Below are 17,379 nucleotides of genomic sequence, written 5' to 3' on the forward strand. Positions count from 1 at the left end.
CAGGAACTTTCCGGATCGCCGCGTTCGGTCTCGCTTACTTAGCGATCATCGGGCACCCGCCCTCGCTCATCGGGCGGAAGGCCTGATCGGCGGGGATCGTCTCCAGCACCTTGTAAAGGTCCCACTCGCCCTTCGACTCGGCGGGCGCCTTCGCCTCGAACAGGTACATCGGGTGGATCTTGCGCCCGTCCGGCCGGATCGTCCCCTTGCCGAAGAGCGGGTCGTCGGTGGGAATCTCCTTCATCTTGGCGACGACCGCCGCGCCGTCCTTGGCCGAGTGCAGGGCCTCGACGGCCTTCAGGTAATGGAGCGTGCTGGCATAGACGCCCGCCTGATAGGAGGTCGGCTTCTTGCCCGGCATCTTCTGCGCGAAGCGGTCGGCGAAGGAACGGGTGGCGTCGTTCAGGTCCCAGTAGAACGAGGCGGTGAACTGGAGCCCCTGGGCCACGTCGAGGCCGAGCGAATGGATGTCGGTGATGGCGATCAGCAGCGCGGCGAGTTGCTGCCCGCCCTGGCGGATGCCGAATTCATGCGCCTGCTTGATCGCGTTGGCCGCATCGAGCCCCGCATCGGCCAGCCCGATCACCTGCGCGCCGGAGGCCTGGGCCTGGAGCAGGAAGGACGAGAAATCCGGGTTCGGGAAGGGCGTACGCACGCCGCCGACGACCTTGCCGCCGTTCTTCTCGACCACCGCCTTGGTGTCGCGTTCGAGCGCCAGCCCGAAGGCGTAGTCGGCGGTGATGAAGTACCAGGATTTGCCGCCGCGCTTCAGCAGGGCCTTGCCGGTTCCGTTGGCGAGCGCCGCCGTGTCGTAGGTCCAATGGACGGTGTTCGGCGTGCAGGCCGGGCCGGTGAGGTCGGCGGTGCCGCCGCCCGAATTCACGAAGGCCTTGTTCTTCTCCTTGGTGATCTGCGCGATGGCGAGCGCCACCGAGGAGGTCGGCACGTCGAAGATCGCGTCGACCCCGTCGCGGTCGTACCATTGCCGGGCGATGGAGGCGCCGACATCGGGCTTGTTCTGGTGGTCGGCGGCGATGACCTCGACCTTGAGCCCGTGCTGCTCCGGCTTGAAATCCTCCACCGCCATTCGCGCCGCGACCACCGCGCCCTCGCCGGTCGAGTCGAAATAGACGCCGGAGCGGTCGTTCAGGACGCCGATCTTCACCGGCACGAGGTCGGCGGCACGGGCGCTGAGATGGGCGGCGGCGAGCGTGCAGAACGCGGCGAGCGCCCCCGCCGCGAGGGTACGGGTCGGCATCGGTCTCTCTCCCTAGGGGCATGACGATCCCGCCACGTTCAGTGCGGCGGGTTTGCATGACGGATGCAGCTTAGACGGCGTGTTCGGCTGTTGCCTATGCCTCAGGTTGAGGAAGCGTCCCCGGAGTCAGGCCCAGGATGGCGCGCGCCTCGGCCGGCGTCGCGAGCGTGCGGTCGATATGAGCGAGCAGGCTCACCGCCTTCTCGACCAGGGCCGCGTTGCTCGGGGCAAGCTGCCCCCGCCCGAGATAGAGGTTGTCCTCCAGCCCGACGCGGACATGCCCGCCCATCCCCGCCGCCACGGCGAGCATCGGGAACTCGGCGCGTCCGATGCCGAAGGCCGACCAGACCGCGTCTTCCGGCAGGCGGGCGCGCAGGGCGACGAGGGTTTCAGGCGTGGCCGGCGCCCCCCACGGAATGCCGAGGCAGAGCTGGAACAGCGGCGGCCGGGCGAGGTGCCCCTCCGTGATGAGGTGCCGGGCAAGTTCGATATGGCCGAGGTCGAATACTTCGACCTCGGGCTTCACCCCGGCCTCGCGGATCGCCCGCGCCATCGCCCGCAGGTGCGAGGGCGTGTTGAGGAACAGGTGCTCGCCGAAGTTCATCGTGGCGATGTCGAGGGTGCAGATCTCGGGCTTCAGCGCGCCGACATGCCGGGTCCGCGCCTCGGGCGTGACGAAGGTGGTGCCCGGCCCCGCCACGGCGGGGTCCGCCTCCCCCGGCACGAAGCGTCCGCCCGCGCCCGTGGTGAGGTTGAGGATGACGTCGCCGTTGCGCTCGCGGATGCGCTCCACGACCTCGCGGTAGAGGGCAAGCTCCATGCTCGGCGCCCCGGTCTTGGGATCGCGGACGTGAATGTGGACGATGGCCGCCCCCGCCGCGGCGGCGTCGAGGGCGGAGCGCGCGATCTGTTCGGGCGTCACCGGCACGGCCGGGTTCTTCTTCGGGGTGTCGAAGGAGCCCGTCAGCGCGCAGGTGACGATCGTCCTGTCGGTCATGTCCACTCCTCCCGCGTTTTGCGCGAGAGTGGCACGGCGGCGGGAGGCTGGCGAGGCGTCGCGCCCTAGCCGCCGACGCCCGTAGCGACACCGGCGAGCATCGCGACACCCAGAACCAGCACGAAGGCGGCGGCCAGCAATTCGAGCCCGCCGATCGCCATCGCCCCGGCCTGCCCGCGTCCTCCGGCGAGCGCCAGGGCGGCGCGCTTGGCGAAGACGGCGAGCGCGGCGAGGGCCGTGGTGGTGAGCGCGGTGCCCACTGCCATGGCGAGGACGGCGAGGATGCCGGCGAGCGGCACGCCCTGCGCCATCGCGAAGACGAGCACGAGCACCGCCCCGGCGCAGGGCCGCGAGCCCGCCGCGAGAACGATTCCCACCCGTGCCCGCCAGGTCCGCGCAGAGTCGATGCGCTCGGCCGCCGGCATGTGGGCGCAATCCGGCCCGCAGGCGCTCTGGGCCAAGTGGCCCGATGCGAGGTGCCCGGCCTTGCGCCAGGTCAGGGCGAGGCCGGCGGCGGCCACCAGGGCGAAGCTCGCCGTCTCGATGAAGGTGCCGGCCCGCGTCATCGTCGCGGCGGTGGCGTTGAGCACGAGGCTGCCGACCCCCACGAGGGCCATCGCCACGGCGGCCTGCAACAGGGCGGCGCAAGCGCTGAGGGCGCAGCCGAGGCGGAAGGCGCGCTCCCCCGCCAGGATGTAGCCGGCGATGACCGCCTTGCCGTGCCCCGGCCCTGCGGCGTGGAAGACGCCGTAGGCGAAGGCGAGGCCGATCAGCGGCGTCCAGTCGCCCCCGCCCTTCAGGGCGGTGACGGCGGCGTTCATGGCCCGCGAGAAGCTGGACTGAAGCGAAAGAATGAGCCCGCCGAGTCCGGTGGCGGCGGGGGCGGCCTCGCGGAATCCGATGCCGAAGGGCGAGCGCGGCGGCGGAGTCGCGATACCGGGGGCGATGAGCCACGCCAGCAGGGCGACGACGAGGGCCGCCAAGGCGACCGCCCCGGCCATCAGCGCAAGGCGCTGGGGCAGGCGCGAGGCCGGCGCGGCGGGGGCGAGGCCGAGCCCTACGGACACGCGACGATCACCCGGTTGGCGAATTGCTCACCGTAATTCGAGGCGGCGGTGAGGGCTTCGAAGAAGGCCTCGCTCATGCCGGTCTTGGCGTCGGCGACCTTCGTCTGGTCGTTCTTCGGCCGCGTCACCGAGGCGGTGCAGCCCTGCGGCGCACCCGTCAGCGTCACGGCATCCTGCCCCTCCGCGAAGCCGAACGAGACGAAATAGGTCGGGTCGTAGACTTCGAGCGCCGCCACGCCCCGTCCCGGCGCCGCCGGGCTCTTGAGGGGCAGGAGGAAGCTGAGCGTGAGGGCGTTGCCCTCCATCCGCATCGCCGCCTCGCGGGGCTCGGCGAAGGCCTGCTCCTTGCCGGCGACCTTCAGCTTCGTGAAGTAGCCGAACTCCGCAAGGTTTTCGGTGTTCGTGGTCGCGAGGGAGGCCAGCTCGTCGGGGCTGAGCTTGCCGTCTTTGTTGGCATCGAGCCCCTGGGTGACGTAGGCCGAGTATTCCGGATCGAACGACCACGTGTGGCGCACGCCCGTGACCTTGCCGTCCGCGTAGGCGACTTGCGCCCTAGCGGAGACCCAGACGTGGGGATGGGCCTGCGCGGCCGTCACGGCACAGCAGGCGGCGACGGCGAGGAGGCTGCGAAGGGCGGCGGTCGGCATGGGCGGCACGCTCGCGGCGATGGGTCAACGAAGGATGAACGCGCGCTTGTTCGCCCGGCCGTGGGGCGAAAGCGAGGCGCGCTATTGCCCCGCGTCCAATCCCATCAGCTGGAAGCTCACCCGCAGGTCGTCCGACATCGGCACATCGAGGCGTTCGCCGTTCGGGAGTCGCTTGAGGAACCAGCGCTCGTAGGTCCAGCGCAACTCGCGGGATTCGGCGAGCCGCCGGAAGGTGTCGGCGACCAGGGACGCGAATTCCGGGTCGTCCTTGCGGAACATGATCCCGTAGGGCTCGAAGGAGAGCTTGTCCGGCAGCACCGTGTAGGAGGAGCCCTCCGCCGGGTCGGTGGCGATCAGCCCGTAGAGGAGGATGTCGTCCAGGGCGAAGGCATCGGCCTTGCCGGCCTTCACCAGGGCGAAGGAGGCCGCGTGGTCCGGCGCCGTCACCACCTGCGCGTCGATCTTCAGCCGCGCGAGGAGATCGCGCAGGATACGCTCGTTGGTGGTGCCGGCGGTGACGACCACCGTCTTGCCGCCGAGGTCCCGGTAGGACGCGAGCGTCGAGCCCTTCCTTACGAGGAGCTTCGTGGCGCTGATGAAGTCGACGGGCGAGAAGGCGACCTGCTTGCGCCGCTCGGCGTTGGCGGTGGTCGAGCCGCATTCGAGATCGACCTTGCCGGAGGTGACGGCGCCGATGCGCGTCTCGGACGTCACCGGCTCGTAGCGCACCCTGAGGGGGCGACCGATCGCCGTCTGCACGTCGTCCACGATCTCGCCGCACAGGTCGATGGCGTAGCCCGCCACCCGGGGCGTGCCGTCGGCGCGTTTGCCCTCCACGAAGGAGAACGGGATCGAGCTCTCCCGGTAGCCGATCACGATCTCCCCCCGCTCGGCGGCGGTCTTGAGCGTGCCGGTCAGGACCTCCACCGCCCCTGCGGGGGAGGCGGCGAGGGTCAGCGCGACCGCGAGGGCGAGGAGCCGGTTCCGCGTAGCCATGTCGGCCATCCCCTCCCCGTCGCCCTACTCGGCCGGCGCGGCGGCGCCGGGCATGTGATCGAGGCGCTGGTCCTCCAGGGTGAGCTGGCCCTCCCACTTCGCCACGGCGACGGTGGCGATGCTGTTGCCGAGGACGTTGGTCGCCGAGCGGCCCATGTCGAGGAACTGGTCGATGCCGATGATGAGCAGCAGCCCCGCCTCGGGGATATTGAACTGCGACAGGGTCGCCGAGATCACCACCAGCGAGGCGCGCGGCACGCCGGCCATGCCCTTCGACGTCACCATCAGCAGGAGCAGCATCGTCAGTTGCTGCGTCCAGCTCAGCGGGATGTTGTAGGCCTGCGCGATGAACATCACCGCGAAGGTGCAGTACATCATCGAGCCGTCGAGGTTGAACGAGTAGCCCATCGGCAGCACGAACGAGGTGATCTTGTTCGGCACGCCGAAGCGTTCGAGGTTCGAGAGCAGCTTCGGATAGGCCGCCTCGCTCGACGCGGTGGAAAAGGCCAGTACGAACGGCTCCTTGATCAGGTTCACGAGCCGGCTGATCCCGCCTGTGCCGACGAGGAGCGTGCCGACGCCCATCAATAGCATCCACAGGCAGAACAGGCCGAAGTAGAACATCAGCATGAACTTGCCGTAAGTGACGAGGACGCCGATGCCCTGGGTTGTGATGGTCGCCGCGATGGCCGCGAAGACGGCGACGGGGGCGAACAGCATCACGTAGCCGGTGACCTTGAGCATCACGTCGGCGACGCCCTCGATTCCCCTGGCGAGGAACTGGCCCTTCTCCCCGAGGGAGGCCAGGGCGACGCCGAAAAAGATCGAGAACACAACGATTTGCAGGATTTCGTTGTTGGCCATCGCCTCCACCGCGCTCTTGGGCACGAGGTGGGTGACGAACTCCTTGAGGGAGAGCGAGGCGGCCTTCAGGCCGGTGCCCGCTCCGGCATCGGGAAGCGGCAAGTTCAGGTTGTGGCCAGGCTGGAGGAAATTCACCAGAACGAGCCCGAGCAGCAGCGAGCAGAACGAGGCGCCGACGAACCACAGCAGCGCCTTGCCGCCGACCCGCCCGACGGAAGCAGTATCGCCCATGTGCGCGATGCCCACGACCAGCGTCGAGAACACCAGCGGCGCAATGATCATCTTGATGAGCCGCAGGAAGATATCGGACACCAGTGCGATGTATCCAGCGATCTCCTTGGCGGTCTGCGGATCCGGCCAAGTGATGCTGCAGGCGTAACCCACCGCGATGCCGAGTACCATGCCGACAAAGATGAGCGTGGTCAGTCTCGATCCCGACATTGCTGATCCCTCCCCGCACCCGCCCGGGTCGATTGGTTACAATTTCTGGTAACGGTCCAGCAGACACCATGCCATCCGCAAGCCCGCTTGCTGAAATTTGTGCGGCAAATGCCCGGATTTGTGTCGATGACGCCCCCGGACCCCCTGTGGCGTCGAGGCTACGCTTACGGTACGGGTCTTGCGGACCGACCCCGGAGGATCACAACGCGCTGGGGCATCGAGCGGACGGGTGTATGGACGTCTTCCTGCAGCAGTTGATCAACGGCCTGACGCTGGGCTCGATCTACGGGTTGATCGCCATCGGCTATACGATGGTCTTCGGCATCATCGGCATGGTGAACTTCGCCCATGGCGACGTCTTCATGGTCTCCTGCTTCATCTCCCTGATCCTGTTCCTGCTGCTGACGACGTGGCTCGGCGTCTCCTCCATCGTGCTCGCCTTCCTCGTGGTGCTGGTGCTGGCGATGGCGCTCACCGCCCTCTGGGGCTGGGCCATCGAGCGGGTGGCCTACCGGCCGCTCCGGGGCTCCTTCCGGCTGGCGCCCCTGATCTCGGCGATCGGCGTCTCGATCTTCCTGTCGAACTTCGTGCAGGTGGTGCAGGGCGCCCGCAACAAGTCGATGCCGCCGGTGCTCTCGGGGGGCATCACCGTGCTGGAGCGGGAGGGGTACACCGTGGTCCTGTCCTACAAGCAGGGGCTCATCATGGTGGTGACGGCGGTGCTGCTGACGGGCTTCTGGTACCTCGTCCAGCGGACGCCCTTCGGCCGCGCCCAGCGGGCCTGCGAGCAGGACCGGAAGATGGCCGCCCTGCTCGGCATCGACGTGGACCGGACGATCTCCCTGACCTTCGTCCTCGGCGCCGCCCTCGCGGCGGTCGCGGGGGTGCTCTACGTGATGTATTACGGCGTGGTCTCGTTCTCGGACGGGTTCGTGCCGGGCGTGAAGGCGTTCACGGCGGCGGTGCTCGGGGGCATCGGCTCCCTGCCCGGCGCGGTGCTCGGGGGGCTGATCATCGGCCTGATCGAGACCTTCTGGTCGGCCTATTTCTCCATCGAGTACAAGGACGTGGCCGCGTTCTCGATCCTGGCCATCGTGCTCATCTTCATGCCCTCGGGGATCCTCGGGCGGCCTGAGGTCGAGAAGGTCTGATGGCCCGCCCCGCCACCGACGCCCTGCCGGACAGCGCCATGGGCGCCATCCTGCGCGACGCCGCCCTCTGCGCCCTCGTCGCCCTCGGCCTCTGCCTGCCGCTGATCGCCTACCGGATGGATCCGGGGCCGGGCAGCGACCTCGTCCTCGTCCCCCGCTGGGGGCTGGTGGCGATCCTCTGCGCGATCACCTTCGGCGTGCGCCTCGGCCAGCGCCTGCTCCTGCTGCGCCGGGATGCGCGGCGGGCGCTGACGCCCGCCCCCGCCCAGGCCACCGAGGCCGTGGGGGGCGAGCCCGATGCCGGGCAGAAGGTCTCGAAGGTCGGCCTGAGGCTGTTCGTGGCGGTGGCGCTCTCCCTGCCGGTCCTGGCGACGCTCGCCACCGGCGATCTTGGCTCGGCCCGCTACTGGATCGACCTCGGCATCCTCATCCTCACCTACGTGATGCTCGGCTGGGGGCTGAACATCGTCGTGGGCCTCGCGGGCCTCCTCGACCTCGGCTACGTCGCGTTCTACGCGGTCGGCGCCTATTCCTACGCGCTGCTCTCGACGACCTTCGGCCTGTCCTTCTGGGTGTGCCTGCCGCTCGCCGGCCTGTTCGCGGGCCTGTGGGGGATGCTGCTGGGCTTCCCCGTCCTGCGGCTGCGGGGCGACTACCTCGCCATCGTGACGCTGGCCTTCGGCGAGATCATCCGCCTCGTCCTCATCAACTGGACGGACGTGACCGGCGGCGCGGCGGGCGTGTCCTCGATTCCGCGCGCCACCTTCTTCGGCATCCCCTTCACGGCGGACGAGGATGGGTTCGCCGCCCGCTTCGGCCTCGAATTCGATTCGATGCACCGGGTCGTGTTCCTGTACTACCTGATCCTCGTGCTGGCGCTGATCACCAACCTCGTGACGCTGCGCCTGCGCCGCCTGCCCATCGGCCGCGCCTGGGAGGCCCTGCGCGAGGACGAGATCGCCTGCCGGTCGCTCGGCATCGACACCACGGCGACGAAGCTCACGGCCTTTGCGCTCGGCGCGGCCTTCGGCGGCATCGCCGGCTCGTTCTTCGCCGTGCGGCAGGGCTTCATCTCGCCGGAGAGCTTCACCTTCCTGGAAAGCGCGATCATCCTGGCGATCGTGGTGCTCGGCGGCATGGGCAGCCAGTTCGGCGTCGCCATCGCGGCCGTGGCGATGGTCGCCGGCCCCGAGATGCTGCGCAACCTCGGCAGCCTGAAGGCGGTGTTCGGCGAGGGGTTCGATCCCAACGAGTACCGGCTGCTGCTGTTCGGCCTCGCCATGGTGGCGATGATGGTCTGGCGCCCGCGCGGGCTCATCTCGGTGCGGATGCCCTCGGTGACATTGGGGGAGCGGCGCGCGATCTCCGGCGCCCATGTGAGCGAGGGGCACGGCTGATGGCGGCCCCCGTCCTCACGGTCGATCACCTGACCATGCGCTTCGGCGGGTTGACCGCCATCGCCGACTTGTCCTTCGAAGCGCGCCGGGGCGACATCACCGCCCTGATCGGCCCGAACGGGGCCGGCAAGACCACGGTCTTCAACTGCATCACCGGCTTCTACAAGCCGACCGAGGGGATGCTGACCCTCACCCACGAGGACGGCAGCGAACACCTGCTGGAGCGCCTGCCGAACCATCAGGTGAACCGGACGGCGCAGGTGGCGCGGACCTTCCAGAACATCCGCCTGTTCCCCGGCATGACGGTGCTGGAGAACCTGCTGGTCGCCCAGCACAAGACGCTGATGCGCGCCTCCGGCTACACGGTGCTGGGGCTCCTCGGCTTCAAGGGGTTTCGCGACGCGCAGGCGGCGGCGGTGGAGAAGGCCAAGGGCTGGCTCACGCGGATCGACCTGCTCGCGCGGGCCGACGAGCCGGCGGGGAGCCTGCCCTACGGGGCGCAGCGGCGGCTGGAGATCGCGCGGGCGATGTGCACCGATCCGGTGCTGCTCTGCCTGGACGAGCCCGCCGCCGGCCTGAACCCGCGCGAGTCGCTGGAGCTGAACGCCCTGCTCCGGCACATCCGCGACCACGAGGGCACCTCGGTCCTGCTCATCGAGCACGACATGTCGGTGGTGATGGAGATCTCCGACCACATCGTCGTGCTCGACTACGGCAAGAAGATCGCGGACGGTACGCCGGAGGAGATCCGCACCAACCCGAGCGTCATCGCCGCCTATCTCGGCGTCGAGGACGAGGAGGTCGAGGCGGTGGAGGCCGAGGTGGGCCTGTCCCTGCCGCACGAAGGGCATCCCGCATGAGGGCCGACCGTTGAGCGTCGCCGGCATCAACGTGCTCGTGGAGGAGACCCGCGCGATCCAGGCGGGAGGCAAGCCGCCGCTCCTCACCGTGCGCGGGGTCTCGACCTATTACGGCAGCGTCGCCGCCTTGAGGGGCGTCGATCTCGATGTCGGCGAGGGCGAGATCGTCACGCTGATCGGGGCCAACGGCGCCGGCAAGTCGACCCTGATGATGACCGTGTTCGGCGCCCCCCAGGCGCGGGCGGGCACCATCACCTACGAGGGGCGCGACATCACCCGCGTGCCGACCCACGAGATCGCCCGCCTCGGGATCGCGCAGTCGCCGGAGGGCCGCCGGGTCTTCCCGCGCATGAGCGTGCACGAGAACCTGCAGATGGGTGCCGCCCTCCATGGCGGGCGCTACTTCGCGGAGGATCTGGAGAAGGTCGTCACCCTGTTTCCCCGCGTCGGTGAGCGGCTGCACCAGCGCGCCGGCACCATGTCCGGCGGCGAGCAGCAGATGCTGGCCATCGCCCGCGCCCTGATGAGCCGGCCGAAGCTGCTCCTGCTGGACGAGCCGTCGCTCGGCCTCGCGCCGCTGGTGGTGAAGGGCATCTTCGACGCGATCCGCCGCCTCAACCGGGAGGACGGGATGACCATCTTCCTCGTGGAGCAGAACGCCTACCACGCCCTCAAGCTCGCCCATCGCGGCTACGTGCTGGTGAACGGGCGCATCACCATGAGCGGCACCGGCCGGCAATTGCTGGACGACCCCTCGGTGAAGGCGGCCTATCTCGAAGGCGGCCACGCCGCGCCTGCGGGGGGCGACCATGCTTGACGGCCTGCTGTTCGAGGAAGGCTCGGTCTGGCTGTTCCTCCTTGTCACGGTGGTGATGGGCGGCTGGGCAGGCTGGATGGCGGCGCGGGGCATCGCCAAGGGCTGGCGGCCCTACTGGCACTGCGTGCCGGCCCTGCTCCTCGTGGCGGCCGCCGTGCGCTTCATCCATTTCGCCCTGTTCGGCGGGACGCTCTTGTCGGCGCATTACTATGCCGTGGACGCGCTGGTGGTGCTGCTGATCGGCTCGGCGGGGTTTCGTGCGACGCGCACCCGCCAGATGACGAGCCAGTACCGCTGGCTCTACGAGAAGACCTCGCCGCTGACATGGCGTCCGCGCGGGTCTTGAGCCTTCGACGATTCGGTTCGCCCTGATTGTCCGGGGCGCATGAAGGGGAGTGTGGCGATGCGATCGGTACTTCTGGCGGGCCTCGCGCTCGGCGTCCTGACCTCCGGCCCCGCCCTGGCGGAGGTCAAGATCGGCGTCGGTGCGCCGATCACCGGCAACAGCGCGGCCTTCGGCGCGCAGCTCAAGAACGGCACCGCCCAGGCGGTGGAAGACTTCAACAAGGCCGGCGGCATCAACGGCGAGAAGGTCGAGCTGGTCGTGGGTGACGACGCCTCCGATCCGAAGCAGGGCGTGTCGGTGGCCAACAAGTTCGCCTCCGACAAGGTGAAGTTCGTGGTCGGTCACTTCAATTCCGGCGTCTCGATCCCGGCCTCGGACGTCTATGCCGACGCCAACATCGTCGAGATCACCCCAGCCTCGACCAACGTGAAGTTCACCGAGCGCGGCCTGTGGAACACCTTCCGCACCTGCGGCCGGGACGACCAGCAGGGCGCGGTGGCGGGCGATTACCTCGCCACCAAGTTCAAGGGGAAGAAGGTCGCCATCGTCCATGACAAGACCCCCTACGGGAAGGGTCTCGCCGACGAGACGCTGAAGGCGTTCAAGGCCAAGGGCGGTAAGGAAACCCTCTACGAGGGCATCAACCCGGGCGAGAAGGACTACTCGGCCCTCGTCTCCAAGCTGAAGCAGAACGGCGTCGATATCGTCTATTTCGGCGGCTACTACACCGAGGCCGGGCTGATCCTGCGCCAGATGCGCGACCAGGGCCTGAAGGCGCCGATGATGGGCGGCGACGGCATGGTCGACCGCGAGCTCGTCGCCATCGCCGGCCCGGCTGCCGAGGGCACGCTCACCACCTTCCCGCCGGACGCCCGCAAGAACCCGGCGGCCAAGGACGCGGTCGCCGCCTTCAAGGCGAAGGGCATCGATCCCGAGGCCTACACCCTCTACGCCTACGCCGCCGCGCAGATCTTCAAGCAGGCGGCGGACGCCGTGAAGTCCACGGACGGCAAGAAGGTCGCCGCCTACATGCGCGAGGGCAAGCCGTTCCAGACGGTGCTCGGCCCGATCTCCCTCGACAAGAAGGGCGACATCACCAAGCCCGACTACGTGATCTACGAGTGGAAGAAGGGCAAGGACGGCCAGATCGGCTATGCCGGCAATGAACTGACCCAGTAACGTTTCACGCACGCCGACCGGATGCCGTCCCGCCACGCTGCGGGGCGGCTTTCGCATTGCGACATCGGCCGGATCGTCAGGCGCAGCCTGTGGGCTCCGTGACGCGCCCCGATGCGTCCGCCTTAAAATCATGCAACATGCCGCTCGCGCGGGCGCTCGGCCCGGCTCCGAGTGTCGGAGAGGCGGCGAGTGTGGCTCCGGATGGATCGATGCGGTTCAGGACGGCCGGTTCACCGGCCTCCAGACCGCGCGCCGACCGGTATCTCGTATTCAGACCTGTCTCTCCGGCATCAACGTTGCAAAGGCTCGCTCGAGCGGGCGGGCCTGCACCCGACACCGCCTGCCGACGACGTTCGGCCAGACCCAGGAGTTCCGTACCGATGCAGTTCGTTAACGCTCGCCGTGGCCTCGCCGCGGCGCTTGGCCTGAGCCTCGCCGTCGCCCCCCTGGCCGCCGGCGCCGAGGACCTGACCGGCACCCTCAAGAAGGTGAAGGATTCCGGCGCCATCACCATCGGCTACCGCGACTCCTCCGTGCCGTTCTCCTACCTCGGCGGTGACGAGAAGCCGGTCGGCTACGCCATGGACATCTGCTACAAGATCGCCGACGCGGTGAAGAACAAGCTCGGCCTGCCGAAGATCGACGTGAAGCTGAACCCGGTCACCTCGGCGACCCGCATCCCGCTGATGGCCAACGGCACGATCGACCTCGAATGCGGGTCGACCACGAACAACGCCGACCGCCAGAAGCAGGTGGGCTTCACCAACAGCCACTTCCTCACCGCGACGCGCTTCGTCTCGAAGAAGTCCTCGAACCTGCACACGATCGAGGACCTGAAGGGCAAGACCGTCGTCTCGACCTCCGGCACCACGAACATCCGGCAGATCAACGAGGCCAACACCGAGAAGAAGCTCGGCCTGACCATTCTGCCCGCCAAGGATCACGCCGAGGCGTTCCTGATGGTCGAGACCGGCCGCGCCGTCGCCTTCGTGATGGACGACGTGCTCCTCGCCTCGCTGGTCGCCTCCTCGAAGGATCCGGGCGCCTACGAGATCTCGAAGGAAGCCCTCTCCAAGCCGGAGCCCTACGGCATCATGCTCCGCAAGGACGACGCGCCGTTCAAGGCCGTCGCCGACGAGGCCACCGCCAAGCTCTACACCAGCCCCGAGGGCAAGGCGCTCTACGACAAGTGGTTCACGCAGCCGATCCCGCCGCGCAACATCAACCTGAACCTGCCGATGAGCGACGAGATGAAGAAGCAGTTCACGAAGCCGATCGACAGCCCCGATCCGGCTGCCTACTGAGCCTTCGCACCTGAACGAGCGCCCCGCGGCACGATCCGCGGGGCGAACCAAGAAACGGCAGCGGGGCCGGGCGGGCGATGAACTACAATTGGAACTGGAGCATCTTCTTCGACCAGTCCCCAGAGGGGACCGGCACCTACGCGGACATGCTCCTGTCCGGCCTGTACTGGACCATCGTGACGGCGCTGTGCGCCTGGGCGATCGCCTTCACCCTCGGCTCGATCATCGGCGTGCTGCGCACCCTGCCGAGCAAGACGGCGAACGCCATCGGCACGACCTATGTCGAGATCTTCCGCAACGTGCCGCTGCTGGTGCAGATGTTCCTCTGGTACTTCGTGCTGCCGGAGGTGCTGCCGCGCGGGCTCGGGGATTCCGTGAAGCAGATGCCGGATGCGCCGTTCTACACGGCGGTGGTGTGCCTGGGCTTCTTCACCGCCTCGCGGGTGGCCGAGCAGGTCCGCGCCGGCATCCAGGCCCTGCCGCGCGGGCAGCGGATGGCGGCCACGGCCATGGGCTTCACCACGGCGCAGACCTACCGCTACGTCCTGCTGCCGAACGCCTACCGCATCATCCTGCCGCCGATGACCTCCGAGTTCTTGAACAACCTCAAGAACACGTCCGTGGCGCTGACCATCGGCCTGCTCGAGCTCACCGGCCGGGCGCGCTCGATGCAGGAATTCTCCTTCCAGGTGTTCGAGGCCTTCACCGCCGCGACGCTCCTCTACGTGGCGATCAACCTCGTGGTCGTCGTCTGCGCGAGCCTCCTCGAACGCGCCGTCACCATCCCCGGGCAGCGCTGACCGCCCGAACCCCGCTGCAACCGGCCGCCGACGAGGCGGCGATGATGCGCAGGCCGCGATGCTCTCGAACTTCGATTTCTCCGTCATCCTGACCGCCCTGCCCTACCTGTTCGGGACGGGCATGGTCTTCACCCTGTCGCTCACCGCCATGGCGGCGGCGGGGGGCGTGGTGCTCGGCACCCTGCTCGCCATGGCCCGGCTCTCGGGGATCCCCGGCGTCTGGCACCTCGCCAAGGGCTATGTCGAGCTGTGCCGCTCCCTGCCCCTCGTGCTGGTGATCTTCTGGTTCTACTTCCTGGTGCCGTATATCGGCGCCTACGTCGTCGGCTCGACGACGCCGATCCAGGTCGGCGCCTTTCCCTCGGCGCTCATCACCTTCACGGCGTTCGAGGCGGCCTATTTCGCCGAGATCATGCGCGCGGGCATCCAGTCGGTGCCGAAGGGGCAGACCGGGGCCGCGCAGGCGCTCGGCATGAATTACTGGCAGACGATGAGCAACGTCGTGCTGCCCCAGGCCTTCCGCAACATGCTGCCGCTGCTGCTGACCCAGACCATCGTGCTCTTCCAGGACACGTCGCTGGTCTACGTCCTGTCGCTCACCGACTTCATGGGCGCGGCCTCGAAGGTCGCCCAGCGCGACGGGCGTCTGGTGGAGATGTATATCTTCGCGGCGCTCGTCTACTTTGCGATCTGCTTCGCCGCCTCGTTCCTCGTGCGCCGCCTGCAGCGCCGCGTCGCCATCATCCGCTGATCAGGGGACTTTCACCATGACCTCTTCCCCGATGCCGGCCCCGACCGCCTCGCAGCCCGCCGTCGACGCCGACCACGCCCCGAAGGATCCCGGCCTCCAGCCGGGCAGCCTCGTCTCCGGCCTGCCGAAGGGCGCGCCGGGCGAGACGATGATCGCCATCGACGGCATCAGCAAATGGTACGGCGACTTCAAGGTGCTGACCGATTGCACCACCAAGGTCGCCAAGGGCGAGGTGGTGGTGGTCTGCGGCCCCTCGGGCTCGGGCAAGTCGACGCTCATCAAGTGCGTGAACGCCCTGGAGCCCTTCCAGAAGGGCCAGATCACGGTGGCGGGCACGAAGGTGCTCGACAAGTCCACCAACCTGCCGAAGCTGCGCTCGCGGGTCGGCATGGTGTTCCAGCATTTCGAGCTGTTCCCGCACCTGACGATCACCGACAACCTCACCATCGCCCAGCGCAAGGTGCTGGGGCGCGGCTCCGAGGATGCCAAGAAGCGCGGCCTCGACCTGCTGGCCCGCGTCGGGCTCGGCGCCCACGCGCACAAGTTCCCCGGCCAGCTCTCCGGCGGCCAGCAGCAGCGCGTGGCCATCGCCCGCGCGCTCGCCATGAACCCGGTGGTGATGCTGTTCGACGAGCCGACCTCGGCGCTGGACCCCGAGATGGTCGGCGAAGTGCTCGACGTGATGGTCGAACTCGCCAAGGAGGGCATGACCATGATGGTCGTGACCCACGAGATGGGCTTCGCCCGCAAGGTCGCCGACCGGGTGATCTTCATGGACCGGGGCGAGATCGTCGAGGACGCCACGAAGGAGGACTTCTTCGGCAGCCCCCGCTCCGAGCGCGCGCAGACCTTCCTGTCGAAGATCCTGCAGCACTGAACGGCGGCGGGCGCGGTCGCTAGCCCGCCAGCTCCTCCTGCGCCGCCCGGTACTCGCGACCGTGGCGGCAATAGCTCTCCACGATGCGCAGCATCATCGACCGCCGCTCGGCGTCGAGGGGCCCGAGGATGCGCGCGGGGCGCCCGCCCCAGAGATGGCCGGATTCGAGGATCTGGCCGGGATCGGTGGTGGCCCCGGCGGCGACCATCACGTCGTCGGCGATCAGCGTGCCCGGTGCGATCACCGCGCCGATGCCGATGAGGCTGCGGGCGCCGATGCGGGAATCGGCGATGCGGACATTGTGCGCGATGGTGGTGTCGCGCCCGATCACCACGCCCTCGCCCCGCGAGCGGATCACCGTGTTGTCCTGGATGTTGGTGTCGGCGCCGACCACGATGGGTCCGGCCTCGGCCTCCAGCGCGCAGCAGAACAGCACGCTCGCCCCCGCCCCCAGCCCGACGCGCCCGCGCAGGCGCGCGGTGCGGGCCACGAACACGTCCGGGTCGAGGTCCTGCGGCGGCTCGGGATCGGCGCCCAGCCCCTCGGCGCTGCGCTCGCGGACCCGTTCGGCGCGCTCGGCCGCCTCCCCCGGCGTGATCGGGCGCACCGCCTTGGCCGGGCTGCCGGCATAGGCGAAGCCCCCCGCGAGGTCGGAGCGGGGGAACACGGTCGCCCCCGCCTCGATGACCGCGCCGTCGCCGATGCTCGACCCGTCGAGGATCACCACGTCGTCCTCGACCACCACGTCCGCGCCGATCGTGCAGGCGTGGAGCACGCTGTTGCGCCCCACCGTCACCCGGTCGCCGCAGGTCGTGCCGTGGGTGAAGGTGGCGATGTGGACGGTCGAGCGGTGGCCGAGCCAGAACCGGTCCCCCAGGGTCACGCGCTGCCCGTCGGCGCGGATCACCGCCGCGTCCCCGAGCCAGGCCTGATCGCCGATCCGCGCCGCGCCGATCACGGTGCTGCCGCGTCCGCACCAGACCGGGCGGCTGGCGAAGGACGGCGACTCGCCCTCGTATGGCAGCGTCAGATCTGGGTTCATGATGCCTCGTGCCTCTCGCGGCCCCGGTTCGGCCTCCGGCTCCTGCGTGCCATATAGGGCGCAGCGCAAACAGTCAGGCGCCCCACGGGGGCGGCCCCCGAAAGTCCGCCATGGAATCTCCGCTGCCCCCCGCGAAGGTCTCGATCCAGGCCGAGCCCTTCGACCTCGCGCGGGAGGTCGCCCGCGTCGAGGCGGAGCTTGCGGGGAAGGCCGGGGCGGTCGTCACCTTCTCGGGGCTGTGCAGGGACGAGGCCGGGCGCCTCGCCGCCCTCGAACTGGAGCATTACCCCGGCATGGCCGAGGCCGAGATCGGCCGGGTGGTCGAGGAGGCCGAGACGCGCTGGCCGCTCCAGGCGGTGCGGGTCATCCACCGGCACGGGCTCGTCCGGCCCGGCGAGGGCATCGTCTTCGTCCTGACGGCCTCGGGCCACCGGATCGCGGCCTTCGAGGCGGCCAGCTTCCTGATGGATTACCTGAAGACCCGTGCGCCGTTCTGGAAGCGAGAGCATCTGGCCGACGAGACGGTCGGCGGCTGGGTCGAGGCCACCGCCGCCGACGACGCGGCGGCGGGGCGCTGGTGAAGGA

At 69.0% G+C, this 17,379-nt stretch carries 18 protein-coding genes; 11 read left to right on the plus strand and 7 right to left on the minus strand.

All coding sequences use genetic code 11. The features are described 5' to 3' along the window. Positions 1-34 precede the first annotated feature (34 nt). The 6 genes from AAHF99_RS08130 to AAHF99_RS08155 form a co-directional block, all read right to left on the minus strand. A complete protein-coding gene (locus AAHF99_RS08130; RefSeq protein ID WP_342163647.1) occupies positions 35-1,258 on the minus strand; it encodes an ABC transporter substrate-binding protein in 1,224 nt (407 codons plus the stop codon). A gap of 94 nt (positions 1,259-1,352) precedes the next feature. Continuing rightward, positions 1,353-2,255 carry a beta-keto acid cleavage family enzyme gene (locus AAHF99_RS08135; RefSeq protein ID WP_342163648.1) on the minus strand — a complete coding sequence of 301 codons (903 nt, stop codon included), beginning with the start codon at positions 2,253-2,255 and terminating at the stop codon, positions 1,353-1,355. Positions 2,256-2,320: 65 nt separating this feature from the next. After that, complete coding sequence (locus AAHF99_RS08140) at positions 2,321-3,322, minus strand: nickel/cobalt transporter (protein ID WP_342163649.1); 1,002 nt, start codon at positions 3,320-3,322, stop codon at positions 2,321-2,323. Further along, positions 3,313-3,969 carry a DUF1007 family protein gene (locus AAHF99_RS08145; protein WP_342163651.1) on the minus strand — a complete coding sequence of 219 codons (657 nt, stop codon included), beginning with the start codon at positions 3,967-3,969 and terminating at the stop codon, positions 3,313-3,315. The genes AAHF99_RS08140 and AAHF99_RS08145 overlap by 10 nt, the downstream gene beginning before the upstream one ends. A gap of 81 nt (positions 3,970-4,050) precedes the next feature. Then, on the minus strand, positions 4,051-4,965 hold the full coding sequence (locus AAHF99_RS08150) for an amino acid ABC transporter substrate-binding protein (protein WP_342163653.1): 915 nt from the start codon (positions 4,963-4,965) through the stop codon (positions 4,051-4,053). A gap of 24 nt (positions 4,966-4,989) precedes the next feature. Further along, positions 4,990-6,270 carry a dicarboxylate/amino acid:cation symporter gene (locus tag AAHF99_RS08155; RefSeq protein ID WP_342163654.1) on the minus strand — a complete coding sequence of 427 codons (1,281 nt, stop codon included), beginning with the start codon at positions 6,268-6,270 and terminating at the stop codon, positions 4,990-4,992. Positions 6,271-6,503: 233 nt separating this feature from the next. Between AAHF99_RS08155 and AAHF99_RS08160 the strand changes: the two genes are divergently transcribed. The 10 genes from AAHF99_RS08160 (at position 6,504) to AAHF99_RS08205 (ending at position 15,752) form a co-directional block, all read left to right on the plus strand. Further along, positions 6,504-7,421: a branched-chain amino acid ABC transporter permease gene (locus tag AAHF99_RS08160; protein ID WP_342163655.1), complete on the plus strand. Its 918-nt coding sequence runs from the start codon at positions 6,504-6,506 to the stop codon at positions 7,419-7,421. Next, positions 7,421-8,818, plus strand: a complete 1,398-nt coding sequence (gene livM / locus AAHF99_RS08165) for a high-affinity branched-chain amino acid ABC transporter permease LivM (protein WP_342163657.1) — start codon at positions 7,421-7,423, stop codon at positions 8,816-8,818. Before AAHF99_RS08160 ends, livM begins: the two co-directional genes overlap by 1 nt. Next, complete coding sequence (locus AAHF99_RS08170) at positions 8,818-9,678, plus strand: ABC transporter ATP-binding protein (RefSeq protein ID WP_342163658.1); 861 nt, start codon at positions 8,818-8,820, stop codon at positions 9,676-9,678. Before livM ends, AAHF99_RS08170 begins: the two co-directional genes overlap by 1 nt. A 10-nt stretch (positions 9,679-9,688) precedes the next feature. After that, on the plus strand, positions 9,689-10,495 hold the full coding sequence (locus AAHF99_RS08175) for an ABC transporter ATP-binding protein (protein WP_342163659.1): 807 nt from the start codon (positions 9,689-9,691) through the stop codon (positions 10,493-10,495). Further along, positions 10,488-10,841: a DUF6867 family protein gene (locus AAHF99_RS08180; RefSeq protein ID WP_243956267.1), complete on the plus strand. Its 354-nt coding sequence runs from the start codon at positions 10,488-10,490 to the stop codon at positions 10,839-10,841. Before AAHF99_RS08175 ends, AAHF99_RS08180 begins: the two co-directional genes overlap by 8 nt. Before the next feature lie 57 nt (positions 10,842-10,898). Beyond that, positions 10,899-12,020 carry a branched-chain amino acid ABC transporter substrate-binding protein gene (locus AAHF99_RS08185; protein ID WP_342163660.1) on the plus strand — a complete coding sequence of 374 codons (1,122 nt, stop codon included), beginning with the start codon at positions 10,899-10,901 and terminating at the stop codon, positions 12,018-12,020. A gap of 380 nt (positions 12,021-12,400) precedes the next feature. Next, a complete protein-coding gene (locus tag AAHF99_RS08190) occupies positions 12,401-13,324 on the plus strand; it encodes an amino acid ABC transporter substrate-binding protein (RefSeq protein WP_342163661.1) in 924 nt (307 codons plus the stop codon). Between the two features lie 77 nt (positions 13,325-13,401). After that, on the plus strand, positions 13,402-14,124 hold the full coding sequence (locus AAHF99_RS08195; protein WP_342163663.1) for an amino acid ABC transporter permease: 723 nt from the start codon (positions 13,402-13,404) through the stop codon (positions 14,122-14,124). A 58-nt stretch (positions 14,125-14,182) separates the two neighbouring features. After that, on the plus strand, positions 14,183-14,875 hold the full coding sequence (locus AAHF99_RS08200; RefSeq protein WP_342163665.1) for an amino acid ABC transporter permease: 693 nt from the start codon (positions 14,183-14,185) through the stop codon (positions 14,873-14,875). Between the two features lie 148 nt (positions 14,876-15,023). Next, complete coding sequence (locus tag AAHF99_RS08205; RefSeq protein ID WP_342163919.1) at positions 15,024-15,752, plus strand: amino acid ABC transporter ATP-binding protein; 729 nt, start codon at positions 15,024-15,026, stop codon at positions 15,750-15,752. A gap of 19 nt (positions 15,753-15,771) precedes the next feature. Here AAHF99_RS08205 and AAHF99_RS08210 read toward each other — a convergent pair whose 3' ends face one another. Beyond that, positions 15,772-16,794 carry a gamma carbonic anhydrase family protein gene (locus AAHF99_RS08210; RefSeq protein WP_342163666.1) on the minus strand — a complete coding sequence of 341 codons (1,023 nt, stop codon included), beginning with the start codon at positions 16,792-16,794 and terminating at the stop codon, positions 15,772-15,774. A gap of 110 nt (positions 16,795-16,904) precedes the next feature. Between AAHF99_RS08210 and AAHF99_RS08215 the strand changes: the two genes are divergently transcribed. Continuing rightward, positions 16,905-17,375 carry a molybdenum cofactor biosynthesis protein MoaE gene (locus AAHF99_RS08215; RefSeq protein WP_342163668.1) on the plus strand — a complete coding sequence of 157 codons (471 nt, stop codon included), beginning with the start codon at positions 16,905-16,907 and terminating at the stop codon, positions 17,373-17,375. The last annotated feature ends 4 nt before the right edge of the window (positions 17,376-17,379 follow it).

It is taken from the genome of Methylobacterium litchii, assembly GCF_038442315.1.
In the GTDB taxonomy this organism is placed as follows: domain Bacteria; phylum Pseudomonadota; class Alphaproteobacteria; order Rhizobiales; family Beijerinckiaceae; genus Methylobacterium; species Methylobacterium litchii.